Source organism: Rhizobium sp. Leaf306 (genome assembly GCF_001423425.1).
Lineage (GTDB): Bacteria > Pseudomonadota > Alphaproteobacteria > Rhizobiales > Rhizobiaceae > Neorhizobium > Neorhizobium soli.
This window is the reverse complement of record NZ_LMNX01000006.1, coordinates 26,051-52,130: the sequence shown is the minus strand read 5'-3', so window position 1 is coordinate 52,130 and position 26,080 is coordinate 26,051. Positions and strand designations below refer to the sequence as shown.

The window sequence follows — 26,080 nt, the reverse complement described above, 5'->3', positions numbered from 1 at the left end:
ACCTCCTGTCTTGCCGAGGGCCAAAAAGCTTGTCACAACCACGTTATGACTTTTCCCAATGATTACATGGTCCCGAAGCGATGGCCGCTCTGATCCGGCGCTCGCTCCTGAGCGTTCCCGCGAGCAACACCCGTGCGCTTTCGAAAATCCCGCAGCTCGACTGCGACGGCGTGATTTTCGATCTGGAGGATTCCGTGGCATTCGCGCAGAAAGCGGAAGCGCGGGATAACCTCCGCAGAAGCTTTGCCGAGCTGAATTCCGATGGTCTCGAGACGGCTATCCGGATCAATCCGCTCAAAAGCGAATTCGGTCCTGCGGATCTCGAGCTCATCGTCGAACTTCTGCCGGATGCGGTGGTCATTCCCAAGGTTGAGCATGCGGACGACGTCCGGGTGATCGCCGAGCGCCTTTCTCAGGCGGGCGTGCCGGAGAGGGTCTCTATCTGGGCGATGATCGAAACGCCGCTCGGCGTCCTCAACGCCGCCGAAATCTCGAGCGTGGGCGGACGGATCAAATGCCTCGTCGTGGGGCTCAACGATCTTCGCAAGGCAACGGGTGTTTTGCCGCAACCGGGGCGGGCCAATCTCATACCCTGGTTGATGCAGGTCGTGCTGGCGGGCAGGGCCTATGGTGTCGATGTGATCGACAGCGTCTTTAACGATTTCAAGGACGAAGTCGCGTTCGAAGCCGAGTGCGCCCAGGGCCGCGCCATGGGATTTTCAGGCAAGATGCTGATCCATCCGGCGCAGATCGACGCGGCCAACCGTCATTTCGGTCCTGATGATGATGCGCTTGAAGAGGCGCGCGCCATCATCGAGGCCTTCCGCCAGCCGGGAGCCGAAACGCTCAACGTCATCAACCTCGACGGTCGCATGGTCGAGCGTCTGCATCTCGAAGATGCGGAAAAGCTCGTCGCCAGCGCGGCGGTCATCGCCAACAGAAAGAGAAAGCCATGAAAGTATATCGTTTCATCACCGGTCCTGACGATGCCGCCTTTTGTCACCGGGTGACGGCGGCGCTGAACAAGGGCTGGGAACTCTCCGGTTCGCCAAGCTACGCCTTCAACGGCAAGACGGGCGAGATGCATTGCGGCCAGGCCGTGATGAAGACCGTAGAAGGCAAGGAATACAGCCCCGACATGAAGCTCGGCGAGCAGTAAAAAGCTAGGCCGAGGTGTGTCTGCCAGCGCTGGATCAGCGCTGGCTTGCTTCCTCGGCGCTCGCCTCGATGCGCTCCATGTCGTCGTCACTCAGGCCGAAGTGATGGCCGATCTCGTGGATAAGGACGTGGGTGATGATATCGCCCAGCGTTTCCTCATTCTCCGCCCAGTAATCGAGGATAGGCCGGCGATAGAGCCGGATGCGATTGGGCAGTTCGCCGGTTTCGACCGTAAACCGTTCCGAAATGCCACGTCCTTCGAACAGGCCCAGAAGGTCGAACGGCGTTTCCAGCGCCATGTCTTCGAAAACGTCGTCGTCCGGAAATTCTTCGACCTCAATGGTGAGGTTCGTCGTGAGTTTGCGGAATTCGTCCGGAAGGTGGCTGTAGGCTTCTAATGCCAGCGACTCGAACGTGCTGATCGTCGGCGCATGGCGATCCTGCCAATCATCGGTCTGGTCAATGCGGGCCATGGGATCTCCTTCCAACTCAGGCACATATAATACCTGAAGCAGCTATTTCGAGAAAAGAATCATTGCGATAGCTTTTAGAGGAAAAGATTCCTGATCAGGAGCTGTTGACTCTTTGCCACGTGTCTGGAATCCATAAGAACATAAAGCGAACATTATCGATGGAGTTAACGCCATGGCCAAAGGTGCCTGGGCGCGGGAGAGACTTTTGCCCTGCGCAAGCCGATCTCGGAGACGGAAAGCGGTTGGCGAGCTTGCTCCTGATGCTCGCGTCTGGTCTGGATTGGAACCCGCATGACCGCCTGTTTTCGATCCCCTCTGGCGCATGGACAGAGGCGTATTCTGACACTCGTGTTCCCGCGTCTGTCAACCGACAGAATTGCGCGCCGCCGCTGGGGTATGGACTGGCGGTCTTCCCGCCATCACGACCATCCACCGATCGTCTTTGCCGGGCGCCACGCCGACAGGATGTGCCTGACAGTGCTCGACGCGGCCGCCGAACGCCTTAACCTGAAGCTGGGGCAGGGCGTTTCAGAAGCGCGAGCGATCTTTCCGGAGCTCGACGTGATGGACGAAGACGATGATGCCGACGCGGCGCTTCTGATGGCGCTCTCCGACTGGTGCGACCGATATACGCCACTGGTGACGCTAGAAGGGCGAAACGGGCTCTCTCTGGATATCACGGGCTGTGCGGATTACGGTGGCGGAGAGCAGGTCTTGCTCGGCAATGCCTCCCGCAGACTCCGTCAGATGGGTTTCGACGTCAAAGGGACACTCGCATCTTTGCCGGGCGTGTGGAGCGATTCTGCTTCTGCCGCGGACGGAACCTGTGGCGGCGCGTTGTTTCGATCGAGTGACATCCGAGCCTTTCCAGAGATATCGCAGCGACACAGCAGCCGGTTAGGCATCACTGCCTCCGATCACGGATCGTTGATAAGGGGGTTATGATATGTCAATTACCGGGCTGGATTCTTTCTTGACATCGCTTGTCCTCTTTTGCAAAAAGTCTGTATCGAGGTCAATGTTCTCCAGGTCGATCCAAAATGCTGGTTTGCAGTTGCAATTACATCACCGAAAGGGAGATCAAGGATACGATCATCCAACTCCTCACTGAGGACTGTTGGCAGCTGATCGTTCCCGTCAAGGTCTACCATGCGATGGAAAAACGCGGCCGCTGCTGCGGTTGCTTTCCCAATGTCGTCGATCTGATCATAAAGACCACTGAGGAATATCACGCCCAGCGGCACTCGACGGAAGCTGACGTGATCGTCTATATGTCGCGCTTGAAACAACTCCACGAAGAAAACAGGAGAGCGGACATTGAAAGGCGACTTACAGGTCATCGAGCGGCTTAACGAGGCACTCTTCCTCGAACTTGGCGCTGTGAACCAATACTGGCTGCACTATCGTCTCCTGCATGATTGGGGTTTTACCAAGCTTGCCAAGAAGGAGAGGGCCGAATCCATCGAAGAGATGCAGCATGCCGATCGCCTGATCGACCGCATCATCTTTCTCGAGGGTCATCCGAACCTTCAGACGCTGGCACCGCTTCGCATCGGCCAGAACGTCAAGGAAGTTCTCGAAGCCGATCTGGCCGGTGAATACGATGCCCGCACCGCCTACAAGGCGTCGCGTGATATCTGTCACGCCGCTGGCGACTATGTCTCCATGAAGCTTTTCGAACAGCTGCTGATGGATGAGGAAGGTCATATCGACTTCCTGGAAACGCAGCTCGAACTTCTCTCGAAGATCGGCGAAGAGAGATACGGCCAGCTCAACGCGGAATCAGCCGACTCCGCTGAGTAAAGCTCAAATCATCGACATTAGATCGCTCAAGCCCGGTGGAAGATGCTTTCACCGGGCTTTGCTTTATCCGACCAGCGCTAATCGGACGTGCAATCAGCCTGCCGGCGCGAGGTGGGCAAATTCGGCGACGACCCTGTCATAGACCGCGCGCTTGAACGGCACGATCAGGCCGGGCAGATCCTGCATCGGCTTCCATTCCCAGGCATCGAATTCAGCCGTATGGCCGCCCGGCGGCGGGTTGACGGCGATCTCGCTTTCATCGCCGTCAAAGCGGAAGGCAAACCAGCGCTGCGTCTGTCCGCGATACTTTCCCTTTAGTCCGATACCGATCAGGTGTTCCGGAAGATCGTAATTGATCCACTCGCCGGCTTCGGCAAGCAGCGCGACGGAACGCATGCCCGTTTCTTCGTACAGTTCACGATAGGCGGCGGGCAGGGGATCTTCGCCCTTGTCGATCCCGCCCTGCGGCATCTGCCACAGTTGCGGAGACCCGTCGAATTCGCTGTTGCCGGCAGCAATGCGGCGTCCGGCCCAAACGAGGCCCTCGCTGTTGAGCACCATGACCCCGACGCAGGGACGATAGGGAAGATCGTCCGCTTTCACCGGTTTCTTGTGATCCTTGGCCATATCATTCCCCTTGCTTCAAGGTGCCACGCTCTCGCGGGCAAGCGTCGATACACCGACGATTTCTACACCGCGTTGCGAGGCTTCGTCGGCCCATTTGCGGATCGCCGCGATGCTCTCGTCGAAGGCGGAGGCGATGCCGATTGCCGTTCCCTTGCGTTGGGCTATCCGCTCCAGTTCGTCAAGTTTCTTGAGGATCGCGTCGGATTGAAGCTGACCGTCCAGGGTCAGGTCACCGAAGGCGTGCGGCAGTTGTATCGCCTTTGCCAGCACCTCCGTCTTCGACTGGGCCGAGGTGCCGTCATCGAGGAACAGCAGGCCGCGGGAGGCCATGTCGCGCAGGACAGGCTCAAGCGCCTTGACGTCGGAGAGATAGCGGCCGCCCTGGTAGTTCATGATCCCCGTATAGTTGGTGATCTCGCCCATCGCCACATGCAGTCGCTCAAGGTTCTTTGCCGCCGGATCCTTGACGAGAAGCGTGCCGGGTCCGGGGTCGTTGGCCGGGTAGTCGTAAGGCTCGAACGGGACCTGGATGAGGATTTCATGGCCCGCGCGGCGCGCTTCCTGCATCCAGCGCTGCAGACTGTTGCCGCTTGCGGCAAGGCCGAGCGTCACGCCTGATGGCAGTTGCTGGATGGCGCGCTGGGTGCCTGTCTGGCTGAGACCGAGGCCGCCGACCACGATTGCGATCCTTGTGCCGCGGGCACCGGACCAGGGACGTGCATACTGGTCCATGGGCCGGCTGCCGTCCTCGCCGAGGATCGGCAGTTTGCCGTATTCCGTGTCTTCCAGAAGAGACGTATTCGGCTCTGCCGCAAATCGCGGGTCCTGGCCAATTCTCTGGGCATTGATAAGGACGGGACCGTTTCCATCCCTTGCGCGCGGCGTGTATTTTGTCACGACCGAGCCGTCCGCCATCCGGTTCTGCTCAATGGTCGCGCCGGAATTCGGATTGGACCGGGGCATGCCGTTGGGGTTGGCATTTTCGGGAGAAACTGCATCATCGGCAGGTGTCTTGGGGGCGATCGCCGTGGAGGAGGGGGGCTCGCTCGAGGCGATGCGCTCAAGCTGAGGGTCGTTTCGCATCGCATAGATCGACAAGCCGACGACGGCAATCACGCCGATGCTTCCTAAAACGGCAACGGCCGACAGGCGACGCGCCGTTCGTCGCTTCGGCGGCCGGTTTTGACCGAGCGGTGCATGGAGATCGCTGCCCAAGGGATATGCCCGCGTCTGCGCTGCCGAAATGAATGCGGTCAGGCGGCTGTGATGAAACAGCCGCCTGACCGGTTTGCCTGATTAGTTCTTGACGGCGGCCGCAGCCTTGTCGGGGCTTGCCGGGAAGGACGGGTCTGTCTTTGTCCCATGCAGCAGGTCCATGGCATAGTTCAGCTGCAGGTCGTCCTTGGTTTCCGGCGGCACATAGGCAGCCGAACCGGAACCTTCGTCTGTTTCGGCCGCACCCTGGATATGGCCCTTGAGGCTGGATTCGCCCTCGGCGCGGACCTTGCCCTGCAATTCCGGCGGCAGCGGCTGTTCGACCTTGATGTCAGGCGTGATGCCCGTTCCCTGGATCGACTTGCCGGATGGCGTGTAATAGAGCGCCGTTGTCAGACGCAGCGCACCGGATTCGCCGAGCGGAATGATCGTCTGGACGGAGCCCTTACCGAACGAGCGGGTCCCGACAACAGTCGCGCGCTTAAGGTCCTGAAGGGCACCGGCGACGATTTCAGACGCTGAAGCCGAGCCGCCGTTGACGAGCACAACCACCGGCTTGCCGTCAGTCAGGTCGCCAGGGCCGGCATTGAAGCGGCGTGTCTCATCCGCATTGCGGCCGCGGGTGGAAACCACTTCGCCGCGTTCCAGGAAGGCGTCGGAGACGTTGATCGCCTGATCCAGCAGACCGCCCGGGTTGAGGCGCAGGTCAAGCACGAAGCCCTTCAGCTTGTCCGCAGGCACGTCGGCCTTGATCTTCTTGATCGCCTTTTCGAGATCGTCATAGGTCTTCTCGGTAAAGGAGATGACGCGCACATATCCGATGTCGCCGCCTTCGACGCGGGATTTCACGGCGCGCACGGCAATGATGTCGCGCATGACGGTGATGTCGAGTGGCTTGTCGGCACCCTGTCGGATGACCGTCAGCTTGATCGGCGTATTGACGGCGCCGCGCATCTTTTCGACGGCGTCCTCAAGCTTCAGGCCGCGAACAGCCTGGCCATCGATTTCAGTAATGAAGTCGCCGGCAAGAATGCCAGCCTTGGATGCCGGCGTGTCGTCGATCGGAGTGATGACCTTGACGAGCTCGTTCTCCATCGTCACTTCGATGCCGAGACCGCCGAATTCACCGCGCGTCTGGGTGCGCATGTCTTCGGCATCTTTGGAATTCATGAAGCTCGAATGCGGATCAAGCGAGCTCAGCATGCCGTTGATGGCATTTTCAACCAGCTTGTTTTCATCCGGTGGCGTCACATACTGAGCGCGGACCCGCTCGAACACGTCGCCGAAGATCGACAGTTCCTTATAGGTGGAAGCCCCGGCGGCCTGGGCCGGGACACCGGCTGAATAAATGACGCTCATCGCGGTCGCACCCAACAGTGCTCCGACGATGACAAGAGAAGCCCTACGAATCATTTCGCGCCCTTCCAGTTTCTTTGCTGGCCCACCACGGTTTAGAATCAACCGGAGTGCCGTCTTTTCGGAATTCAATGTAAAGCGTCGGGCGATCCGTTTCCAGCGCCAACGCAGTCGCACTTGCTACTCTTTTCTCACCCATGGCAGCGATCGGTTCGCCTGCAAAGACAAACTTGCCCTGCCGCGCGTTCACGATATCCATTCCTGCCAGAACAACATGATAGCCGTCGCCGGCGTTCAGAATGATCATCTGGCCATAGCTCCGGAATGCACCGGCAAACACGACCAGCCCATCGGCCGGTGCCGTCACCACTGCGCCGGGGTTGGAGGCCACGGTCATACCGCGTGCCGGGTGTCCCGTCCCGTCTGCATCACCGAACGCACGCAATATTTCGCCGGCAACTGGAAGCTCCAGTTTTTGCCTGAGGCTTGAAAACGCGTATGCGGGCGCAATGCGGTTTTTGTCGGGCACACCGCTTTCGGCCAATTGCCGGGCTTTCTCGCGTTCTTCTTCGGACATCTGCCGCCGGCGTTCCTCCTCGGCACGGGCCAGATCCATGCCTTCGCGCACGGATGCGATCTGTCCTTCAAGCCCCTGAATGAGATCCTGAAGCGAGGTGGCGCGGCCGACAAGGTCTTGAGAACGCGCGCGTTCGGCGGCGAGTTGTCTTTCGTTCTCGGCATTCAGCTTGGCGTTTTCAGCCAGCAGCAGGTTCATGCGCCGTTCTTCCTCGACGCCTGCCGTGATGGTTTGCGAGACGGTTTCCTTTTCCTTCGCCGCCTCTGCCTGAAGGCTCGCGAGATTTTGAAGATCCGTGACCAGCCTTTCGGCCTCCGCCCGCATGCCGGGCACCACGGCGCCGAGCAGGATGGCGCTTCTGACAGAACCCAGCGCATCATCGGGGGAAACCAGCAGCGCCGGCGGCGGGCTACGGCCCATGCGCTCCAGAGCACCCAGCACTTCGGCAAGAATGGAGCGACGCCCCCTCAGGGCCACGCGGATCTTGTCTTCCTGCACTTTCAGCGAGGCGAGCTTGTCTTCGCTGACCTGGATTTTCGACTGCAGGTCCTTGCGCCGGGTTGCTGAATCGATCAGCGCCTGGCGCATATCCGCAGACGTCTTCTTGATGCCGGAAATGCTGTGCTCGATCTGGGCAACCTTTTCCGACGAAAGGCTCATGCTTTTGGCCAGCACTTCCAGCTCGCCGCGGGTCTCGTTGCGTCTCTTTTGAAGATCGGCTGTCGGATCCGCCAAGGCTTCGGTCGCGGGCGGGGAGGGTTGGGCCGCAGGCGGTGCCGGTTCCTGTGCTAAGGCAATCCAGTGAAAGGCGGGCAGGCGGAGAGGCGCGAAGGCAAGCGCCGATGCCATCGCTGGCAGCGCAAGGCCCAGGGCTATGGCTCTCCTGATCGTCATTGCGTTCTCGAATCTGCAGCGGACCTGCGAAGGCTAGGCTGATTCGCCGGGGCCAGCCATAAACAACATCGTGTTTCGCAACATCGGCCCGGAAGGTAAACGAAGTCTAAACGCGGTGGTAGGGATGGCCTGAAAGGATGGTGACGGCGCGATACAGCTGTTCGGCAATGAGAATGCGGACCAGCTGATGCGGCCATGTCATAGAGCCGAGATTGAGGACGACATCAGCGCGTGCCCGAAGATCCGGGTCCAGCCCGTCGGCGCCGCCGATCGCGAGCATCATGTCGCGCTTGCCGCCGTCCTTGTACTTGTCGATCAGACCGGCAAAGGCTTCGCTATCGAGCGCCTTGCCGCGTTCATCGAGCAGAACGAGGATGGCACCATCGGGAAGGGCCTTCTCGAGTGCGGCGGCCTCCTCGCGCTTTCGCGTTTCTGCATTGGAAGCACGGCTTTCCGGCACTTCGATCATCCTGGCAAGTTCGAGCCCGATCGCGGGCCCGGCCTTGGAGAAACGGTCGAGGTAACGGGACGCAAGATCCTTCTCCGGTCCGGCTTTGAGCCGTCCCACGGCAAAAAGGCTGATGCGCATGTCCTGATCCATTGTTTTCAGAGCTCTCGGCTGCCACTGCGCCGCCACGTCGTCAACGCGCCGCCGTCAGCATGCAATCGTCGCCCCTTGTCGGCTCAGGAACGCCCCGGCCTGTTAGTGAAGCACTGTGCCTTCCTCGACATCCGGAGCGGCCCACATCTTTTCGATGTTGTAGAACTCGCGGATTTCGGGGCGGAACACATGGATGATGATATCACCAGTGTCAATCAGCACCCAATCACCCGTCTCCATGCCTTCGACACGGGCCCCGCTGAGGCCCTCTGCTTTCAGGTCGGTGATGAGGTGATCGCAGATCGCCATGACATGCCGGCTAGATCGTCCTGAGACGACGACCATGTAGTCTCCGAGAGCGGACTTTCCGGCAATATTGATGGTGACGATATCTTCTGCTTTGGAGTCCTCGAGGCTCGTGAGGACCTGATCGAGGGCATGGGCGGCGGCATCATCGCCACGTTCCAGGCTCTGCGGAATGACGGAGGCCGTCCTTCCCTTGGCGTGTACTGTTGTCAGGGTCGTTCCTTTCGTCCGGTAACAGCAACATCCTCTTCGCGCGAATCCCGTCTTATGACCGGCCGCATACCGAAGGTGGCATCGAATGCTTTATCTTTCAAGTGATCGGAATGTTCCACTTCAGGAATCGGAAGTCTTTCCCGATGCCCGGATTGCCGTCGAACTCAAGGCTGAGCGGGGACCGTGGATAAAGGTCCAGGCGGGCGGGCGGCGCTTCCACAGCGTACCGGCATCTGTCTCGTCGACACGGGCATGCTGGAATGTGCGCGCCATCTTGGAGGAGAGGAAGGAAAGCGTCGCACCCGGACGGTCTATCACGGCGATCGGGAAGGTGGAGACAATCTCCTGCCACTTCTGCCACAGGTGAAAGGTCCTGAGGCTGTCTGCACCCATGATCCAGATGAAATGGATATGCGGATTGCGCGCCTTGACGAAGGAGAGCGTATCGGCGGTATAGGCGCCGCCGAGTTCTTTTTCGAAAGCGGTGACCTTGATGCGCCGATCCTGGATAAGCCGCTCGCTCATGGCGATGCGGTCGGGGAGGGAGGCGAGTTCCGACCGGCTTTTCAGCGGATTGCCGGGCGTCACCATCCACCACAGCTGATCGAGGCCTAGGCGGCGAAGCGCGATCTCGGCGACCAGAAGGTGACCTTCATGTGGAGGGTTGAACGAACCGCCGAAAAGGCCGACGGCCATCCCCCGTTCCACATGCGGCATGGCGAGATGGCGTCTTTCGATCCGCTCTACCGTCACGTCAGGGCCGGATCTGGCCGGTGCCATGCACCCTGTATTTGAACGAGGTCAGCTGTTCGACGCCAACAGGGCCGCGCGCATGCATCTTGCCCGTGGAAATGCCGATCTCTCCGCCCATGCCGAACTCGCTGCCATCGGCAAACTGGGTGGACGCGTTGTGCAGGAGGATCGCTGAATCGATCTCATTGAAGAAGCGCGCAACCACGGCTGGATCTTCCGCAATCACCGCTTCGGTGTGGCTGGACGAATAGGTGTTGATGTGGCGGATCGCACCGGAAATGCCATCGACGATCGCCACCGAAATCACGGCATCGAGATATTCCGTGTGCCAGTCATCCTCGGTCGCCGGCTTGAAGCCCGGGTGAACCTTGAGCACGGCCGCCGAAGCGCGGATTTCGCAGCCGGCTTGCGTCAGCGCTTCCAGCACCGGCATCAGGTGGGTCCCGATCGCGGCGCTGTCGACCAGCAGTGTTTCGGCCGCACCGCAGACGCCGGTGCGGCGCATCTTGGCATTGACGACGATCGCCTTTGCCATCTCAAGATCCGCGGAGGCATCGACATAGATGTGGCAGAGGCCTTCCAGATGCGCAAAGACCGGCACGCGGGCTTCGGACTGGACGCGAGCAACGAGGCTTTTACCGCCGCGAGGGACGATGACGTCGATGGCGCCGGACAAGCCCGACAGCATGGCACCAACGGCAGCCCGATCGGTCGTCGGCACGAGCTGGATCGCATGTTCGGGAAGACCCGCCTGCTTGAGGCCCGCCACCAGGCAGTGATGGATCGCCTGCGATGAATGGATCGAATCCGAGCCGCCGCGCAGGATCACCGCATTGCCTGCCTTGAGGCAGAGCGCGCCGGCATCGGCCGTCACGTTCGGCCGGCTCTCGTAGATGACGCCGATCACGCCGAGCGGCGTACGGACACGTTCGATATGAAGCCCGTTCGGGCGATCCCATTCGGCGATCACTTCACCGACCGGATCCTTGATCGCGGCAATTTGGCGAAGAGCCTCCGCCATGCCGGCGATCGACTTTTCGGTGAGCGTCAGCCGGTCGATGAAGGAGGGCAGGAGCCCCTTGCCCTCGATGTTGCGGAGATCTTCGGCATTGGCGCTCAGGATCTCGGCGCTGTTGGCGAGGACCAGATCGGCCATGGCATTGAGCGCATCGTTCTTCTGCTCGGTCGATGCCGTTGCCAATGCACTGGCTGCAGCCTTTGCGTTGACGCCGATCGCATCCATGATTGCGGCAACGTCGGTCATCTGGACCTTATCCAACATGAACGGCATCCTCCTTGCGGGTGGTCGTGCGCCTGATCGCGCCTGTCATAACAAGGTCGTCGCGATGGACCATGGCGGCACGGCCGGCATAGCCCAGAATGGCTTCAATTTCCGCCGATTTGCGGCCGGTGATCTGGCGTGCCTCGTCGGCATCGTAGCTGACAAGACCGCGGGCAATCTCGCGGCCTTCCGCGCCGATGATCGCAACCGTGTCGCCCCGGTGGAAATTGCCCTCGATGCGGCGCACGCCGGCGGGCAGCAGACTTTTGCCAGAACCCAGCGCGTGTTCGGCGCCTTCGTCGACCACAAGTTCGCCGGCCGGCTGCAACTGTCCGGCAATCCAGGTCTTGCGCGCCGTCACTGGTGTGCCCGACGGGGCAAACCAGGAGGATCGCGCGCCCTGTTCGATGGCGCGCAGCGGATGATCGGGCTTGCCGGATGCGATGATCATGGCGCAGCCCGCAGTCGTCGCGATCTTGCCGGCGTCGATCTTGGTGCGCATGCCGCCGCGCGACAGTTCGGATGCCGCACCGCCGGCCATCGCCTCGATTTCGGGTGTGATGACCTCGATGATATCGAGAAACTGCGCATCCGGATCGAGATGCGGCGGTGCCGTGTAGAGCCCGTCGATATCCGACAGGAGAACCAAGAGATCGGCACCGGCCATGGTGGCGACGCGCGCGGCAAGCCGGTCGTTGTCGCCGTAGCGGATTTCGGATGTGGCGACGGTGTCGTTTTCGTTGATGATCGGGACCGCGCCGATCTTCAGAAGCTGATTGATCGTGGCGCGGGCGTTGAGATAGCGGCGACGCTCTTCCGTATCGCCCAGCGTCAGCAGGATCTGTCCGGCGACGATCCCGTCATGCGACAGGCTTTCCGACCAGGCGCGGGCCAGCGCGATCTGGCCGACGGCTGCCGCTGCCTGGCTTTCCTCCAGTTTGAGGGCGCCGTGGGGAAGGTTCAGCACGGTACGGCCGAGGGCGATCGCGCCGGAGGAGACGACGAGAACATCGATACCCTTCGCCCGAAGCGCGGCGATATCGGCGCAGATCGCGTCGAGCCACGGAGATTTCAGGCCGGTCTTGCGATCGACCAAGAGGGCCGAGCCGATCTTGATGACGATCCGGCGATGGTCGCCGAGCGGCTTGCGACCGCCGGCTTGCCCGGAAGAGACTTGCTTGTGACCGATCTCGTGGCCGGGCGTCATTCGTCGACGTCCTCGTCGAACTCCTGAACAGGAACGGAGCGGTTCGGCAGGGCCGTGTCTTCGCCGACGCTTGCCGCGACGATGACATCGCGGAGCGCGCGCAGAACATCGGTCATGCCCGTGCCGGTGATGGCGGAGATCAGGAAAGGTTTTTGGCCGCAGGCTTTCTCAAGCTCCTTGGCCTTCTTCTTCAGTTCCTTCTCGTCGAGCACATCGATCTGCGACAGCGCAACGATTTCGCGCTTGTCGGTCAGACCGCCACCATAGGCCTGAAGCTCGGTCTTGACCGTCTTGTAGGCCTTGCCGACTTCTTCCTCGATGGAAGACACGAGGTGCAGCAGAACGCGGGTGCGTTCCACATGGCCAAGAAAGCGATCGCCGATGCCAACGCCTTCATGAGCGCCTTCGATCAGGCCCGGAATATCGGCGAGAACAAACTCGCGGCCGTCGATCGTGGCGACACCAAGGTTCGGGTGCAGCGTCGTGAAGGGATAGTTTGCAATCTTCGGGCGGGCGCGGGTAACCGAGGCCAGGAAGGTGGATTTTCCGGCATTCGGAAGACCGACAAGTCCTGCATCGGCAATCAGTTTCAGCCGCAGCCAGATGGTGCTTTCCTCGCCTTCAAGGCCTGGGTTTGCCCAGTTCGGCGCCTGGTTCGTGGCGTTCTTGAAATGCGTGTTGCCGAAGCCGCCATTGCCGCCCTTGGCAAGCCTGAAACGCTGACCTTCCTTGGTCATGTCGATGATCAGCGTTTCGTTGTCTTCCTCGAAGATCTGCGTGCCGACCGGAACCTTGAGCGTGACACTGTCGCCATTGGCGCCGGTGCGGTTGCGGCCCATGCCGTGGATGCCGACCTTTGCCTTGTAATGCTGCTGGAAACGGAAATCGATCAGCGTGTTGAGGCCGTTGACGGCTTCAACCCACACATCGCCGCCGCGGCCGCCATCGCCACCGTCAGGTCCACCGAATTCGACGAACTTTTCCCGTCGGAACGAAACTGCGCCCGCGCCGCCGTCACCGGAGCGGATATAGACTTTTGCTTCGTCGAGAAATTTCATCGGTCTGGTAGTCCTGTTCTTGGTCGCTCCCGCTCTCCGGCGGGACGTACTTAGGGTTTTCGATACCGTCCGACAGGCTTTAGGTCAAAGCCTATCGACAGAATGCGCTGAAAACGGCCCCGGCGGACAAGGCATCCGCCGGGGCCGATCGTGATCAAGGCATGATCAGACGCGATCACGCCGGGGAGCGGGGGCCAGAAGCCGGAAATCCTCCGGGGCAAGCTCCGTCTCGATATGCGGCACCATGACATTGCGGGCGCGGTTGAACACATCGCTTGCGCCTGTGATGCGGAAGCCGAGCTTTGTCTGCACATTGAGCGAACCGAGATTGTCGGCAAACGCGCCCGAATGGACGACAGTGTCCGGCATGCGGCGGAAGAACCGGTCGAGGACCCCCGACGCTGCCTCGCTCATATAGCCGCGATCCCAGTAAAGCCGGTTCAGCCAGTAACCGAGATGCCAGCGGCCGTGCCTGAGTTCCAGCCCGACAATGCCGATATGCACATCGTCGCCGGTGGTGATCGCCAGCTGCCAGTTTGGCAGGATGCCTGATGTCTGCGGCACCAGCCAGTCGAGCGCATCCTGACGGTCATAGGGCTGTGGCACGCGCGACAGCATGCGGCTGACCTTGAAATCGCTAAGCGTTTCGGCAATCGCTACCGCATCCGACAGGCGGTGCGGGCGAAGCGTCAGCCTTTGCGTGACGATGTCAGGGCAGGGGCCAGGCTGAGTGCGAACCCCATTCGCCCTTTCGAGAACGACGGCATTCATCTCAGCTCTCCCCAGCTTCTGAGCGACATCCATGTCTTGCGGTCCAGCCGGAACCACTCGACGGCAACCATTCCGCTCAAGGCCAGGCATTCGATCATGCCGGTGCCCTGGAACTGGAAACCGCATTTCTGGATCACCCGCTTCGACGCGATGTTGGTGACCCGGCAACGGGCATCGATGTGCTCGATATGGCTGCGGGTGCGGAAGGCCATGTCGATCAGCGCGTGCGCCGCTTCCGTGGCATAGCCCTTGTTCCAGTGGGGTTCGCCCAGCCAGTAGCCGATTTCGAGGGTTCGTTCGTCGATTTGGGGTTCGAGAGCGCAGCAGCCGAGAAACTGGCCGTTGTCAGCTCGGGTCACGGCATAAACGCATTTGCCAATCTCGCCCGCATTCGTGCGTCGCACGAAATCGGCCGCGTCTTTAGACGTGTAGGGATGCGGCATGCGCGACACCATGGTCGCAATGTTCGCATTGTTGGCGAGATGGGCAAGTGCGTCGATATCGTCTTCGTGCGGTGCGCGCAGAACAAGGCTCTGCGACAGTAAGACGGGGCAATCGCTTCTCAACCGGTCCGGCCTGAGCCGTTCCTCTGGTCTTGTTTCCGGCGGCCGTAATTGGCCAGCCCTTACTAATTCGCCTTGCATGGTTCAGTCTCCTTTGAGGGATAAAAGAAAAAGGGAAGATGGGTAGCGCCCCATCTCCCCTTTTCTTTGACTGAACCTTCAAACGTTCAACCGGGTCGATGAGACGCCGGTTGCTTAACGCTTGCCGGCTTTATTCTGCGGCTTCGGCTTTCGGCATAACGGACACGTATACGCGGCCATTAGCGCGCGTACGGTAATTCACGTTGCCTGCCGTCAGTGCGAAGATCGTGTGGTCAGTGCCGATGCCGACATTGGCGCCCGGATGCCACTGCGTGCCGCGCTGACGCACGATAATGTTGCCCGGAATGACGACTTCGCCACCGAACTTCTTCACGCCAAGGCGCTTGGACTGAGAATCGCGACCGTTACGCGACGAGCCGCCAGCTTTTTTATGTGCCATTGGTGTTCTCCTTTAACTTTCGAAAACCTGGATTAGCCGAGGATGTCCGTGATGCGGACGACCGTGTGATGCTGGCGATGACCGCGAATACGCTTGGAATTCTGGCGGCGACGCTTCTTGAAGGAAAGAACCTTCTTGCCACGGTTATGCTCTACAACTTCAGCCTTGACCGTCGCACCCGAAACGAAGGGAGCGCCGAACTTGGCATCGGCGCCGACGCCGATGACCAGGATTTCGTTGAATTCTACGATTGCGCCAGCTTCTGCTTCCAGCTTTTCGATGGTGAGCACGTCGTTGGCGGCCACGCGGTACTGTTTACCGCCGGTCTTGATGACTGCGAACATTGGTTATCCTTTCATGTTCGTTCCGGCTCTATCCCCAAAAGGACGGCCGTCTTTTTCTCAGTCGGGCTATAGCAGGGCTGCGAAAGACGGATCTTCCAGAACGCATCTGCCGGTGATTTTCTGCACGCCTCGGCGCGCAACGTCTGGTCTGGACATTTTTCCACACTTCGACGCGTCCGGCCTTACGCGAGGCCCTAAAAACTGTCAAGGCGAAAGGATATGAAGACTTGCATTTCACCCCTTGCCAGCCCGATTTTTCGCCGCTATGAGACAGCCGCGCATCAAATGCGCCGACCAGCAAAGCGGAGAGGTGGCTGAGTGGTCGAAAGCACCGCACTCGAAATGCGGCATACGGGCAACCGTATCGTGGGTTCGAATCCCACCCTCTCCGCCATGGCTTGGGTCACTCTTCCCCAATTACCTGCAAGCCCTTGGTTTTCCTCGTAAATTCATGACCGATTGCCCCCCAAAAGGGAAGTTCAGTCATGAATGTATCGCGCATTGTATCGCTCCATGTACAGTCCGATGTATCGCCGGAAGCGGAAATCATTTCCGCGAAGAAACGGAATCTCAAGCTTAAAAAGCGATCGTCCGGGCTCTATCTGGTCAGAAGCGGCAGCATCTATCTTTTTCAGATCAGACTGCCGAAACGCATCGGCGGCGGCGCAGGCTCGCGACCGATCCGCGTGAGCCTCGGCGCTCTCTCGCATCAGGAAGCAAGGGAGCTTGCCGATGCGCTGGCGGCCTTGGCTCGAACAGCTTTCAAGGAGATTGAAAAGAGAATGGCTGAGGACAACGAGGCCGATCTGGCACACACAGCCAGCGATCTGGCAGGATATGATGTGGAGAATGACTGGCCCTACGAGTTTGTCAGCCTGATCTTGAAAGCTGGCCTGTTTGACGCGCGCGAGCCAATACGTGCCCCGACCCCGGAGGAGGCCAAGGGACATGAGCTCATGCGTGGGCTGGTCCGTATCGGTCAGCAGGTTTCGGCGAAGCAGTCCGGGCAGCCTTATGATGAGATGATCGCCGATAACGCTGACCTGCTTGCCGCACGGCAAATCGCCAAGCATGGCAAAATGGCCGGGCCTGTCTCTATCCCCGAACAGCTCTACGCATCGACACAGGTGCCAGTGGTACCAGCATCGAACGCCATGTCGGTTGCTCCTTCGATCAAGCGATCGATGAAGGGGCCGATTTCACGTTCGGAAACGCCTGCCTTTAAGGAAGACCGTCGCTCTGTCAAACGCAAGCCGTCCACAAAGCCGTTGTTCAGTCAGATCGCGTCCGAATATTTGACACTACGCCAGTCGGGCAAGTCCGGGAAAAGCACTGACCTCGATATCGCGGAGTTCCGTCTCAACATGTTCGTCGAGCTGATCGGCGATCATCCGATCGACACATACACGCCGACGGACCTGCAGGCATTCATCGAGCTTCTGAAATTCTGGCCAGCACGTCAGAAAGACCGAGATGAGAGCCTCACGCCGCGTGAGATCATTGACGGGAACCGGGATTTTCATCTCGAAACACTTGCGCTCAAAACATTGCAAGAGGGATATGTAGCCGTCGTGAAGACGGCTTTCGGCTCCAGAACGACCACCTATGACTATGCCAACCCAGTCGCCGGTGCGAAACTTGTCTACCCGGATTCCGCCCGCGACCCGCTTCGGACGGAGCCGCTGTCCGTGCAGAAGATTGGTCTACTGCTCAAAACAGGTGTAGAGCAGGGCATGATGGATACGGCAATGCTACCACTGCTTGGCCTTTTGACAGGACGGCGGCTCGGCCTGCTGGTTCATCTCCAAGGGATGGATTTCCGCGAAAAGTTCGAAGGCGTCTGGGTCGCGCAGACCGGGGGCATCGTATACCGAGACGGCATCTGGCGGCGCGTGCCTTACAAAACGGGTGCCAGCGTCAGCTTCTTCGTGCTTCACAATTTCCTGGTCGAAATTGGTTTTCCGCAATGGGCAAAAGAGCAGGGCGACGCGTTTATTTTCAGAGAGCTCATGAGACTGGCCGATCCAAGCAAGAGCGCTTCGTCCTACATGACACGACTGATGGATGAGGCTGGGATCAAGGATGTCTCGCAGGAGAAATTTCACTCGTTGCGGGCAGGGTTTATTTCGACCTCCGGTGACAAAGGTATCGAAGCGCGTGATCGCAAGCTTCAGGCGGGTCACGAGCTGGGGGCGGATGAGCACGAGCTGTACGGCTTCCAAACCTTGACCGAAACGAAGGCCCGCCAGATCGCTTACATGCCGCTGCCCGACATCGATCTGACACCGTACCAAGGCCTGGATTTTGACAGGTTGGCGAAAGCTAAGAGAACGCGTGGACGTCGTGCCCAACAGGCTTGACCTTTTGGGTCCCGAAGAGGCCACCCGTCTGTGCACTTCCTCGCGCCCTGCAGCTCAGAGTAGGGGGTGCAACATCAAAAAGTTGAAAAATTGGATTTACAATCATGAGGATAATGACTGAAATGAGCTGACCAGAGGTATCCGGGGGCTTGTGTACCTCCAGCAGCGCCAGCCGGCCGGGACAGACTATGGAATTGATCAAGAACACTGGCCGCGAGCGAGTCCTCGACAAGGTGGAAGAGTGGCTACATGCAGGCTCGGCACTCGACGTTATGTCGCCCAGCTTGTCACTACATGCCTTTGCTGAAGTCCGTGAGCTTTTGAAGAGGGCAGATTCAGTTAGACTATTGCTGGAGGATGGAGCCTCCCTAACGTCGCTATTGTTCGGTGGCCATTCTGATATCGGTTACCGAAACAAGCTCCAGAGTAGATGGCACGCCAAAGCAACGCTTGATTGGCTCGGACGCCATGTTCAGGTCCGTTATGCGGATAGGCTGCCTCAATCTATGGTCATCGTCCGCAACGCTAGCGTGAGCAGGGCTGCGATCGGGGCATGTTCCCTCACAACGGAGGGGTTAGGGATAACGCCGGGAAGCCGATTGGGGCTGGTACAGGCGACATCCACGGATGATGAAACTGCAGCCTTCTCATCTTGGTTCCAAAACGCCTGGGATACCGTTCCGGGCAGGCCCGATGCCGATGACCTCGAACGCGTTCTGTCCGACGCCGCATCTCAACGCGCGCCCTCCCTCATCTACTTCAAGTTTCTGTCCGAAATGTTCAAAGATTTGGGCGACGAGCTTGACGAGGAGCGCATCGTAAAATCCGCTACCGGCATCAGGAACACAACCGTTTGGAAGAAGCTCTTCAAATTCCAACGGGATGGCGTCGTCGGGGCGATCGACAAACTCGAGCGCATCGGAGGGTGTATCATCGCCGATAGCGTCGGCCTGGGTAAGACATTCGAAGCGCTCGCGGTGATCAAGTATTACGAGCTCCGAAATGATCGCGTCCTGGTGCTCTGCCCCAAGCGGCTACGCGATAATTGGACACTCTATAAAGCCAATGATCGCCGAAATAGCCTCGCGAGCGATCGCTTCAATTACGACGTCCTCAATCACACCGACTTGTCTCGGGATGGTGGCGCCTCGGGTGATATCGATCTCTCGCACGTAAACTGGGGCAACTACGATCTGGTGGTGATCGACGAGTCCCATAACTTCCGCAATAAGGCGACCCATAAGGACCGCGACACACGCTACGATCACTTGATGAAGCGCGTGATCAAGGCAGGGGTCAAAACCAAGGTCCTGATGCTGTCTGCAACGCCGGTCAACAACAGGCTTGCGGACCTGAAGAACCAGATCGCCTTCATGACCGAAGGTAGCGACATCGCCCTGATCGATCACGGTATTCCAAGTATCGAAGCAACCATACGGAAAGCGCAGGGTCAGTTTAACAGGTGGCTAGACCTACCCGACGGCGAGCGTCGCACATCGCGCCTGATGGACATGCTGGGGTTTGACTATTTCAAGCTCCTGGACATGCTGACGATTGCCCGATCCAGAAAACACGTGCAGCGCTACTACGGTACAGCTGAAACAGGCAACTTTCCCGATCGTCTGCAACCGATCAACGTAAAAGCAGATGTCGACCTGGCTGGCGAGTTCCGTCCGATCCGCGAAATCAACAATGAGATCAGGCGGCTCACGCTGGGGGCGTATGCGCCGTTACGTTACGTGGTGACGGACAAGCAAGAGGCCTACGACGCAAAATACAGCACCAAGATTCGTGGAGGCGAGAGCTATTTTCGTCAGGCCGACCGCGAGGAAAGCCTTATTCACCTGATGCGCGTCAATCTGCTCAAGCGGATGGAAAGCTCGGTGGCTTCTTTTGCTCTCACCATTAAACGTCAGCTCGATGACGTGAACGCGTTGCTTGCCAAAATCGAGGCCCATGACGAATCCATCGATGAGCTTGCGATCGACGATGTGGATATCGACGACCCTGCGTTTGAGACGCTTCTTGTCGGTCGCAAGGTTAAGGTTCTCTTGCAGGACGTCGACCGAGTTCGTTGGCAGCAGGACCTGATTGAAGACAGGAACCGCCTGGCTACACTTCTCTCGGCGGCACGCTCTGTGTCCGCAGATCGCGACGCGAAGCTATCGGCGTTAAAGGAGCTCATTACTCGCAAAGTTCAGGCACCCATCAACGACGAGAACAGGAAGATATTGCTGTTCACTGCCTTTGCGGACACTGCTGACTACCTCTACCGAGAGCTCGCGGAGTGGGGGCGCGCGAAACTTGGAATTCATGCGGCCGTGGTAACCGGTACTGGCGCAAACAAGACCACGCTTCAGAGCCTTCGCTCGGACATGAGCTCCATCCTCAGTGCCTTCTCGCCCCGGTCTAAGGAACGGCCCCCGGAAATGGCTGGCGAGGGAGAGATCGATCTTCTGATCGGCACGGATTGTATTTCGGAAGGCCAGAACCTTCAGGATTGTGATTTCCTCGTCAACTATGACATCCACTGGAACCCCGTCCGCATCATTCAGCGCTTCGGCCGCGTCGACCGTATCGGCTCGACAAACCAGCGCATTCAGCTGGTGAATTTCTGGCCGAACATCGAACTGGACGAGTACCTCGATCTGGAATCGAGGGTGAGTGGACGCATGGTCCTTCTTGATGTGTCCGCGACCGGGGAGGAAAACGTCATCGAGTTCCAGGCCGGCAATCAGATGAACGACCTCGAATACCGCCGTGCTCAGTTGCAGAAGATGCAGGACTCCGTGATCGATCTCGAAGACTTGTCCAGCGGCGTGTCCATTGCGGACCTAACGCTGAACGATTTTCGCATCGATCTGGTAGGTTATCTGCGCGATCACCGCATCCAGCTGGAGTCATTGCCGCTTGGTACATACGCCGTCGTTTCACCGCCCAAGGACGAGTTTGTCACTCCTGACAACGTCATTTCGCCGGGGGTGATTTTCTGTCTGCGCGCGGTTGGCGAAGCAGCGGAGCGGTTAGCGGAACCCGGGTATCCGCTAAAACCGCACTTCGTTGTTCATGTCAGCGACGAGGGAGAGGCGCTTTTGCCCTACACCCGTGCGAAGCAGGTGCTTGACCGCCTCAAGAAGGTTTCCATCGGACGCGATCTACCTGACGCTCAGGCCTGCGGCCGGTTCGACAAGTCCACCCGCTTCGGGCGCGACATGGAGCCCTATCAAAAGCTTCTGGCCCGGGCTGTTGCCTCAATCGCGGGAAAGAGCGAGGAGCGCGCGGTCGCCAGCCTGTTCTCTCCCGGCGGTACCCATGCGTTGAAAGGTGAGTTCGCCGGCATCAACGATTTCGAGGTCGTCGCATTCCTGGTGATCCTTCCGGAGACGAGCGTGGAATGAACGCAGCAGCGTGCATCAATGCCGTCGTTGACGCTCTCGGGTTACCCGCGACTGCGCGCGTTGATATTCGCGTCCCGAAGAAAATGCTCATTGAACAGGGCGCACCCACGTCGACCGACAAGCGTGCCATTCAGGAAGGCATTGATGAACTGCTGTGGTTTGCGGCATGCAAGCCCGGAACTGTCGGCGTGCCGACTTTTGGCGACCATGTACGTGAGTATGTCGAAATCGCCGTCATTGGTTGCGCCTTCCGAGCTGGGGCGAAAACGAGCCGACTTATAGAGCTCATTCATCGCGCCATCCCTTATCCGGTTGTTTTGATCACCGCTGATGATCAAGGGATCGACGTGTCCGTCGCCCATAAGCGGCGGGCTCAAAACGAAGCGGCCAAGGTCGTAATTGATAGAAATGCAGCCACACGCCTATCCGAACCGACGATGCCGACGCCGAACGAGAAGGCCTTCCTCGATAGCCTGGAGCTTTCGAAGCAATCGCACCGGGACTTGTACGCACTTTATGACGGATGGCTGGCACGGGTTGAGGCGATGAACGCGGCCAACTTGGTCGGCTCCTTCTCGGTGACCACGGATGAGCACCAGATCATGCGTCGGCGAGCGGTGATTGAGGACTACGAAAGGCTGGACAAGGAAAACTCGCTTTTGCGGTCCCAGGCGGCAAAGGCAAAACAGATCAGTCAGCGCGTCGATTTGAACCAAAAGATAAAGACAATCGAACGCGCCATGGAACAAGCAAAGCAGGAAATGGGGGGCGAGCAGCGATGAGAATTTCGACCATTCTGGACCATATCGACAGTGGGCATATGGCACTGCCGGAATTCCAGCGAGGGTATGTCTGGAACACCGAACAGGTGCGTGGCTTGTTCACGTCGCTCTACCGACGCCACCCCGTCGGGGGGCTCCTGGTCTGGGCGACGGAATCAGTTACGGCAAATCATCGCGGCGACGGCCAGCTCGCCTCCGGGATCGTGAAGCTGTTGTTAGATGGCCAGCAGCGTGTCACCTCCCTTTACGGTGTCGTCCGCGGCAAGCCACCAGCGTTTTTTGACGGCAACGCCAAGGCTTTTACGGGCCTGTATTTCAACCTCGCCTCGGAGACGTTTGAGTTCTTCCAGCCGCTGAAAATGTCTGGAGACCCGCTCTGGATCGATGTGTCGGCTCTGATGAAGTCGGGCCATGATGGCGTAGGAAAGGTCATGACCTCGCTAGGGCCGACGCCACCCGGGGAGTATTATGGCCGACTAAGCCGGCTGCTGGGCATCCTGGAAATCAACCTGCATGAAGAAGAGGTCACTGGCGCGGACAAGACCCTCGATGTGGTTGTCGACATCTTCAACAAGGTGAACAGTGGTGGCACCAAGCTCTCCAAGGGCGATCTGGCGCTGGCGAAAATCTGCGCGGAATGGCCTGACGCCCGCACCGAGATGAAGGGCAAACTGAAAGCCTGGAACCAAGCGGGATACGATTTCAACCTGGATTGGCTCCTGCGATCGATCAACACCGTGCTGACCGGTGAGGCCAAATTCCTCTATCTGCACAATCAGTCCGCCACCGACATTCAGGACGGCCTGAAGCGCGCCACCAAACGCATTGAAACCTGCCTTAATCTGATTTCAGGCAGGCTTGGATTGGACCACGCGCGGGTTTTCTTCGGTCGCTTCGCCGTTCCCGTTATCGTGCGCTACCTGGATCAAAAGGGCGGTGCGCTGGATGAGGTCGAGCGGGACAAGCTCCTCTTCTGGTTCGCGCAGGCTGGAATGTGGGGGCGTTATTCGGGCTCAACGGAATCCTTCCTGGACAAGGACCTTGAGGCGCTGGAAGGCGCGGACGGTGGTCTTGATAAACTCCTGGAGCAGTTGCGGCTGTGGCATGGTGGATTGCGGGTCGAGAAAGGCCATTTCACCGGCTGGAGCCTCGGTGCCCGCTTCTACCCCGTGCTCTACATGCTGACACGAATGGGCGCGTCCAAGGACTGGGGAACGGGCATCGAATTGAAATCCGGGTTGCTGGGCAAGATGAATGCCCTTGAAGTCCACCACATCTTCCCGAAGGCGCAGCTCTACAAACAGAACGTCCCGCGTTCGCAGGTGAACGCGATTGCCAATTTCTGCTTCCTCACCAAGGATACCAATCTCAACATCCGCGACACGCTGCCTGAGGTCTATTTCCCGAAAATCGAATCGAAGCATCCGGGGGCTCTGGCGTCGCAGTGGATTCCGATGGATGAGACGCTGTGGAAGATTGAGCGCTATGCCGACTTCCTGGAAGCCCGAAAGGAACTGCTGGCGGCCGAGGCGAACAAGCGATTTGCCTCGCTGCTGCATGGTGATGACAGATGGATTGCCGAACCTGCGCGGGTATCGACGATTTCCACGACGGCTGCGGCCGGCGGCATTTCCAGTACTGATGAAGAGGCAGAATTACAGGCGATCAATGATTGGGCGGTCGAGAAAGGTTTCACCGATGGCGTCATCGCCTATGACCATTCGAACCCGGAGACAGGCGATCAGATCGCCGTTTTCGACCTCATCTGGCCGAACGGTCTCCAGGAGGAGTTGTCAGAACCGGTCGCCGTGTTACTGAACGAAAACGACGAGACCATTGCCCTTGCGAGTGCCGCAGGCTTCCGCTGCTTCACTAGCGCCGCGGCCTTCAAGGACTACGTCAAAAAGGAAATGCTCGGACAACAGGCGGCCTGAGGCCGCTGTTGGAACCCGAATGAAATGGATGTGCGATGAAGAAGCTCGAACTGAACGACCTTGAAACCAAGAGCGCCGATATCGTCTCGGACAACATCACCGCTTTGCAGGCCGTCTTTCCGGATGCCTTCCGTGAGGGCAAACTCGACTTCGACGTCCTCAGGCAGCTTCTTGGCAGTGCAGTCGATGATCAGGACGAGAAGTACGGACTGAATTGGTACGGAAAGCGGAAGGCCCGCCAAATAGCGCTGACCCCGTCCGTTGGGACCCTCCTGCCTTGCCCAGAGGAAAGCGTCGATTGGGAAATCTCTCGCAATCTGATGATCGAGGGCGACAATCTTGAGGTCTTGAAGCTCTTGCAGAAGAGCTATTCGGGCAAAGTAAATTTCATCTACATCGACCCTCCGTATAACACGGGAAGAGACTTTATCTACCGTGACGATTTCGTCGATAACATTAAAAATTATCTGTCTATCACTGGCCAGATCGATAGCGGAGGAAGTAAAACTACCACGAATCCTGAAAGTTCAGGTCGCTTCCATACAGCATGGCTCAACATGATGTATCCCCGCTTGAAGTTGGCACACCGACTACTGTCACATGACGGTACCATCGCGATCAGCGTAGACGATGGAGAATTAGACAACATCCGCATGATGATGTCGGAGATATTCGGAGAAGAAAATTTCCTTGCGCAGATAATATGGAGAAAGCGCAGCACCCCTCCTAATGACAAGATCATTGGAGCCAACCATGACTACATAGTTCTATTTTCGAAGTCTCTAGATTCAGTTCGCATAAATCTTCGAGAAAGGTCTGAGGAACAGGTTGCGCGCTACCGAAATCCCGACCAGCATCCCAAAGGGCCATGGGCACCCGGCGACTTGATGGCGAATGTGAAGGGCGGACGCTATGTTGCGTCGCTTCATTTCCCAATTATTAACCCGAATAATGGTGAGCAGCACTTTCCTGGAGCAAACGGAAACTGGCGTTTCTCAAACGAAACAATCGATAAATTGCTCGTAAACGATGAAATATACTTTGGAGAGGATGGGCTTGGTAAGCCAAAGCTCAAGAGGTTCTTATCCGACGTCAAAGATGGAGTAACTTATCCAACAATCTGGGATTTTGTTCCACTGAACACTAGCGGCTCTAACGAGATGAAGGAAATCTTTGGCGAGGCAACAATATTTGAAAGCCCGAAACCCGTTGGATTGATTGAAGAATTACTACGCCTGTGTACCGATGGAAGATCGATCTGCATGGATTTCTTCGCGGGATCGGCGACGCTTGCCCATGCGACCATGTCATTAAACGCCAAGGACCAAGGTTCTAGAAGGTTTATATGCGTTCAATTACCCGAAGCTGTCCCATCAGGTTCGGAAGCAGAAAAGCGCGGCTTTTCAACAATTGCAGAGCTTTCGAAGGAGCGAATCCGGCGGGCCGGGGGCATGATTCGAAGTGCTGTGTTAGCTCCAACTGACTTTACAGGTTTCCGCGTCTTCAAGCTCGCACAGTCCAACATAAGGGCTTGGGAGCCTGTGCCTTCCGATCTCGAAGGAACGCTTCTGGCGAACGCCGAACACATTGTTCCGGGCCGCACTGAGCGAGACATTCTATACGAGCTCCTGCTCAAGCTCGGCCTCGATCTCTGCGTTCCCATGGAGACGCGACAGATTGCAGGAAAGACTGTTCACGCCATCGGCGGCGGCGCGTTGATTGCGTGCCTTGCGGACGGTCTCACGAAAGATGTAGTCGAAAGCCTTTCAGCGGGCATTGTTGCGTGGTGGAAGGAGCTCGCGCCGGCCGTCGAAACACGCGTCGTCTTCAAGGATTCCGGCTTTGCTGATGATGTTGCCAAAACCAACATGGCAGCGATCCTCAATCAGAACGGCATTCTCGATGTCCGCAGTCTGTAATGGGG

Annotated in this window: 25 protein-coding genes and 1 tRNA gene; 11 read left to right on the top strand and 15 right to left on the bottom strand. The window is 58.5% G+C overall.

Features of this window, described 5'->3' with window-relative positions:
• Positions 1-80: 80 nt before the first annotated feature.
• Both ASG19_RS21880 and ASG19_RS21875 read left to right on the top strand, forming a co-directional pair.
• Complete coding sequence (locus ASG19_RS21880) at positions 81-956, top strand: CoA ester lyase (protein ID WP_062462788.1); 876 nt, start codon at positions 81-83, stop codon at positions 954-956.
• The gene (locus ASG19_RS21875; RefSeq protein WP_062462785.1) at positions 953-1,159 is read left to right on the top strand and encodes a DUF1737 domain-containing protein; all 207 of its coding nucleotides are present in this window, start codon (positions 953-955) and stop codon (positions 1,157-1,159) included. The genes ASG19_RS21880 and ASG19_RS21875 overlap by 4 nt, the downstream gene beginning before the upstream one ends.
• Positions 1,160-1,193: 34 nt before the next feature.
• Here ASG19_RS21875 and ASG19_RS21870 read toward each other — a convergent pair whose 3' ends face one another.
• Positions 1,194-1,631 carry a metallopeptidase family protein gene (locus ASG19_RS21870; RefSeq protein WP_062462782.1) on the bottom strand — a complete coding sequence of 146 codons (438 nt, stop codon included), beginning with the start codon at positions 1,629-1,631 and terminating at the stop codon, positions 1,194-1,196.
• A 291-nt stretch (positions 1,632-1,922) separates the two neighbouring features.
• Here ASG19_RS21870 and ASG19_RS21865 point away from each other — a divergent pair, with 291 nt between their 5' ends.
• The 3 genes from ASG19_RS21865 to bfr all read left to right on the top strand — a co-directional run bounded on the left by ASG19_RS21865 (position 1,923) and on the right by bfr (position 3,434).
• Positions 1,923-2,576 (top strand): hypothetical protein, encoded by a 654-nt coding sequence (locus ASG19_RS21865; protein ID WP_062462779.1) that lies wholly within the window; start codon positions 1,923-1,925, stop codon positions 2,574-2,576.
• A gap of 95 nt (positions 2,577-2,671) precedes the next feature.
• Positions 2,672-2,983, top strand: a complete 312-nt coding sequence (locus tag ASG19_RS24550; protein WP_062462776.1) for a (2Fe-2S)-binding protein — start codon at positions 2,672-2,674, stop codon at positions 2,981-2,983.
• Positions 2,949-3,434: a bacterioferritin gene (bfr, locus tag ASG19_RS21855; protein WP_062462773.1), complete on the top strand. Its 486-nt coding sequence runs from the start codon at positions 2,949-2,951 to the stop codon at positions 3,432-3,434. Before ASG19_RS24550 ends, bfr begins: the two co-directional genes overlap by 35 nt.
• 93 nt (positions 3,435-3,527) lie before the next feature.
• Here bfr and ASG19_RS21850 read toward each other — a convergent pair whose 3' ends face one another.
• From ASG19_RS21850 to rplU, 14 genes are all read right to left on the bottom strand, one after another.
• On the bottom strand, positions 3,528-4,061 hold the full coding sequence (locus ASG19_RS21850) for an RNA pyrophosphohydrolase (protein WP_062462769.1): 534 nt from the start codon (positions 4,059-4,061) through the stop codon (positions 3,528-3,530).
• 15 nt (positions 4,062-4,076) lie between these two features.
• Positions 4,077-5,276 carry a divergent polysaccharide deacetylase family protein gene (locus tag ASG19_RS21845; RefSeq protein ID WP_062462766.1) on the bottom strand — a complete coding sequence of 400 codons (1,200 nt, stop codon included), beginning with the start codon at positions 5,274-5,276 and terminating at the stop codon, positions 4,077-4,079.
• 81 nt (positions 5,277-5,357) lie between these two features.
• Positions 5,358-6,689, bottom strand: a complete 1,332-nt coding sequence (locus ASG19_RS21840) for a S41 family peptidase (protein WP_062462763.1) — start codon at positions 6,687-6,689, stop codon at positions 5,358-5,360.
• Entirely contained in the window at positions 6,679-8,058 is a 1,380-nt protein-coding gene (locus ASG19_RS21835; protein ID WP_244476257.1) for a murein hydrolase activator EnvC, read from the bottom strand. The genes ASG19_RS21840 and ASG19_RS21835 overlap by 11 nt, the downstream gene beginning before the upstream one ends.
• 151 nt (positions 8,059-8,209) lie before the next feature.
• Complete coding sequence (gene rlmH / locus ASG19_RS21830) at positions 8,210-8,692, bottom strand: 23S rRNA (pseudouridine(1915)-N(3))-methyltransferase RlmH (protein ID WP_062463039.1); 483 nt, start codon at positions 8,690-8,692, stop codon at positions 8,210-8,212.
• A 114-nt stretch (positions 8,693-8,806) separates the two neighbouring features.
• On the bottom strand, positions 8,807-9,223 hold the full coding sequence (gene rsfS, locus ASG19_RS21825) for a ribosome silencing factor (protein ID WP_062462756.1): 417 nt from the start codon (positions 9,221-9,223) through the stop codon (positions 8,807-8,809).
• Between the two features lie 120 nt (positions 9,224-9,343).
• Positions 9,344-10,003: a nicotinate-nucleotide adenylyltransferase gene (locus ASG19_RS21820; protein WP_062462753.1), complete on the bottom strand. Its 660-nt coding sequence runs from the start codon at positions 10,001-10,003 to the stop codon at positions 9,344-9,346.
• Positions 9,978-11,258, bottom strand: a complete 1,281-nt coding sequence (locus tag ASG19_RS21815; RefSeq protein ID WP_062462750.1) for a glutamate-5-semialdehyde dehydrogenase — start codon at positions 11,256-11,258, stop codon at positions 9,978-9,980. The genes ASG19_RS21820 and ASG19_RS21815 overlap by 26 nt, the downstream gene beginning before the upstream one ends.
• Positions 11,248-12,465: a glutamate 5-kinase gene (gene proB / locus ASG19_RS21810; RefSeq protein WP_062462748.1), complete on the bottom strand. Its 1,218-nt coding sequence runs from the start codon at positions 12,463-12,465 to the stop codon at positions 11,248-11,250. The genes ASG19_RS21815 and proB overlap by 11 nt, the downstream gene beginning before the upstream one ends.
• The gene (gene obgE, locus ASG19_RS21805; RefSeq protein WP_062462745.1) at positions 12,462-13,523 is read right to left on the bottom strand and encodes a GTPase ObgE; all 1,062 of its coding nucleotides are present in this window, start codon (positions 13,521-13,523) and stop codon (positions 12,462-12,464) included. The genes proB and obgE overlap by 4 nt, the downstream gene beginning before the upstream one ends.
• Positions 13,524-13,688: 165 nt before the next feature.
• Complete coding sequence (locus tag ASG19_RS21800) at positions 13,689-14,294, bottom strand: GNAT family N-acetyltransferase (RefSeq protein WP_062462741.1); 606 nt, start codon at positions 14,292-14,294, stop codon at positions 13,689-13,691.
• The gene (locus ASG19_RS21795; protein WP_062462738.1) at positions 14,291-14,938 is read right to left on the bottom strand and encodes a GNAT family protein; all 648 of its coding nucleotides are present in this window, start codon (positions 14,936-14,938) and stop codon (positions 14,291-14,293) included. Before ASG19_RS21795 ends, ASG19_RS21800 begins: the two co-directional genes overlap by 4 nt.
• A 130-nt stretch (positions 14,939-15,068) precedes the next feature.
• Positions 15,069-15,338 carry a 50S ribosomal protein L27 gene (gene rpmA / locus ASG19_RS21790; RefSeq protein WP_062462735.1) on the bottom strand — a complete coding sequence of 90 codons (270 nt, stop codon included), beginning with the start codon at positions 15,336-15,338 and terminating at the stop codon, positions 15,069-15,071.
• Between the two features lie 32 nt (positions 15,339-15,370).
• Positions 15,371-15,682 (bottom strand): 50S ribosomal protein L21, encoded by a 312-nt coding sequence (rplU, locus tag ASG19_RS21785; RefSeq protein WP_062462732.1) that lies wholly within the window; start codon positions 15,680-15,682, stop codon positions 15,371-15,373.
• 304 nt (positions 15,683-15,986) lie between these two features.
• Between rplU and ASG19_RS21780 the strand changes: the two genes are divergently transcribed.
• From ASG19_RS21780 to ASG19_RS21755, 6 genes are all read left to right on the top strand, one after another.
• Positions 15,987-16,076: transfer RNA gene (locus tag ASG19_RS21780), tRNA-Ser, on the top strand.
• 91 nt (positions 16,077-16,167) lie between these two features.
• Positions 16,168-18,042 carry a hypothetical protein gene (locus ASG19_RS21775; protein WP_062462729.1) on the top strand — a complete coding sequence of 625 codons (1,875 nt, stop codon included), beginning with the start codon at positions 16,168-16,170 and terminating at the stop codon, positions 18,040-18,042.
• A gap of 188 nt (positions 18,043-18,230) precedes the next feature.
• Positions 18,231-21,440 (top strand): helicase-related protein, encoded by a 3,210-nt coding sequence (locus tag ASG19_RS21770; RefSeq protein ID WP_062462726.1) that lies wholly within the window; start codon positions 18,231-18,233, stop codon positions 21,438-21,440.
• Positions 21,437-22,222, top strand: a complete 786-nt coding sequence (locus tag ASG19_RS21765; RefSeq protein ID WP_062462723.1) for a DUF4391 domain-containing protein — start codon at positions 21,437-21,439, stop codon at positions 22,220-22,222. The genes ASG19_RS21770 and ASG19_RS21765 overlap by 4 nt, the downstream gene beginning before the upstream one ends.
• Positions 22,219-24,156: a DUF262 domain-containing protein gene (locus ASG19_RS21760; protein ID WP_062462720.1), complete on the top strand. Its 1,938-nt coding sequence runs from the start codon at positions 22,219-22,221 to the stop codon at positions 24,154-24,156. Before ASG19_RS21765 ends, ASG19_RS21760 begins: the two co-directional genes overlap by 4 nt.
• Positions 24,157-24,191: 35 nt before the next feature.
• Positions 24,192-26,075, top strand: a complete 1,884-nt coding sequence (locus ASG19_RS21755; RefSeq protein WP_062462717.1) for a site-specific DNA-methyltransferase — start codon at positions 24,192-24,194, stop codon at positions 26,073-26,075.
• The last annotated feature ends 5 nt before the right edge of the window (positions 26,076-26,080 follow it).

Coding starts and splice junctions, on each gene's coding strand:
- ASG19_RS21880 (WP_062462788.1), top strand. CDS start 81: ATGGCCGCTCTGATCCGGCGCTCGCTCCTGAGCGTTCCCGCGAGCAAC.
- ASG19_RS21875 (WP_062462785.1), top strand. CDS start 953: ATGAAAGTATATCGTTTCATCACCGGTCCTGACGATGCCGCCTTTTGT.
- ASG19_RS21870 (WP_062462782.1), bottom strand. CDS start 1,631: ATGGCCCGCATTGACCAGACCGATGATTGGCAGGATCGCCATGCGCCG.
- ASG19_RS21865 (WP_062462779.1), top strand. CDS start 1,923: ATGACCGCCTGTTTTCGATCCCCTCTGGCGCATGGACAGAGGCGTATT.
- ASG19_RS24550 (WP_062462776.1), top strand. CDS start 2,672: ATGCTGGTTTGCAGTTGCAATTACATCACCGAAAGGGAGATCAAGGAT.
- ASG19_RS21850 (WP_062462769.1), bottom strand. CDS start 4,061: ATGGCCAAGGATCACAAGAAACCGGTGAAAGCGGACGATCTTCCCTAT.
- ASG19_RS21840 (WP_062462763.1), bottom strand. CDS start 6,689: ATGATTCGTAGGGCTTCTCTTGTCATCGTCGGAGCACTGTTGGGTGCG.
- ASG19_RS21835 (WP_244476257.1), bottom strand. CDS start 8,058: ATGGCATCGGCGCTTGCCTTCGCGCCTCTCCGCCTGCCCGCCTTTCAC.
- rlmH (WP_062463039.1), bottom strand. CDS start 8,692: ATGCGCATCAGCCTTTTTGCCGTGGGACGGCTCAAAGCCGGACCGGAG.
- ASG19_RS21820 (WP_062462753.1), bottom strand. CDS start 10,003: ATGGCACCGGCCAGATCCGGCCCTGACGTGACGGTAGAGCGGATCGAA.
- ASG19_RS21815 (WP_062462750.1), bottom strand. CDS start 11,258: ATGTTGGATAAGGTCCAGATGACCGACGTTGCCGCAATCATGGATGCG.
- proB (WP_062462748.1), bottom strand. CDS start 12,465: ATGACGCCCGGCCACGAGATCGGTCACAAGCAAGTCTCTTCCGGGCAA.
- obgE (WP_062462745.1), bottom strand. CDS start 13,523: ATGAAATTTCTCGACGAAGCAAAAGTCTATATCCGCTCCGGTGACGGC.
- ASG19_RS21800 (WP_062462741.1), bottom strand. CDS start 14,294: ATGAATGCCGTCGTTCTCGAAAGGGCGAATGGGGTTCGCACTCAGCCT.
- ASG19_RS21795 (WP_062462738.1), bottom strand. CDS start 14,938: ATGCAAGGCGAATTAGTAAGGGCTGGCCAATTACGGCCGCCGGAAACA.
- rpmA (WP_062462735.1), bottom strand. CDS start 15,338: ATGGCACATAAAAAAGCTGGCGGCTCGTCGCGTAACGGTCGCGATTCT.
- rplU (WP_062462732.1), bottom strand. CDS start 15,682: ATGTTCGCAGTCATCAAGACCGGCGGTAAACAGTACCGCGTGGCCGCC.
- ASG19_RS21775 (WP_062462729.1), top strand. CDS start 16,168: ATGAATGTATCGCGCATTGTATCGCTCCATGTACAGTCCGATGTATCG.
- ASG19_RS21770 (WP_062462726.1), top strand. CDS start 18,231: ATGGAATTGATCAAGAACACTGGCCGCGAGCGAGTCCTCGACAAGGTG.
- ASG19_RS21765 (WP_062462723.1), top strand. CDS start 21,437: ATGAACGCAGCAGCGTGCATCAATGCCGTCGTTGACGCTCTCGGGTTA.
- ASG19_RS21760 (WP_062462720.1), top strand. CDS start 22,219: ATGAGAATTTCGACCATTCTGGACCATATCGACAGTGGGCATATGGCA.
- ASG19_RS21755 (WP_062462717.1), top strand. CDS start 24,192: ATGAAGAAGCTCGAACTGAACGACCTTGAAACCAAGAGCGCCGATATC.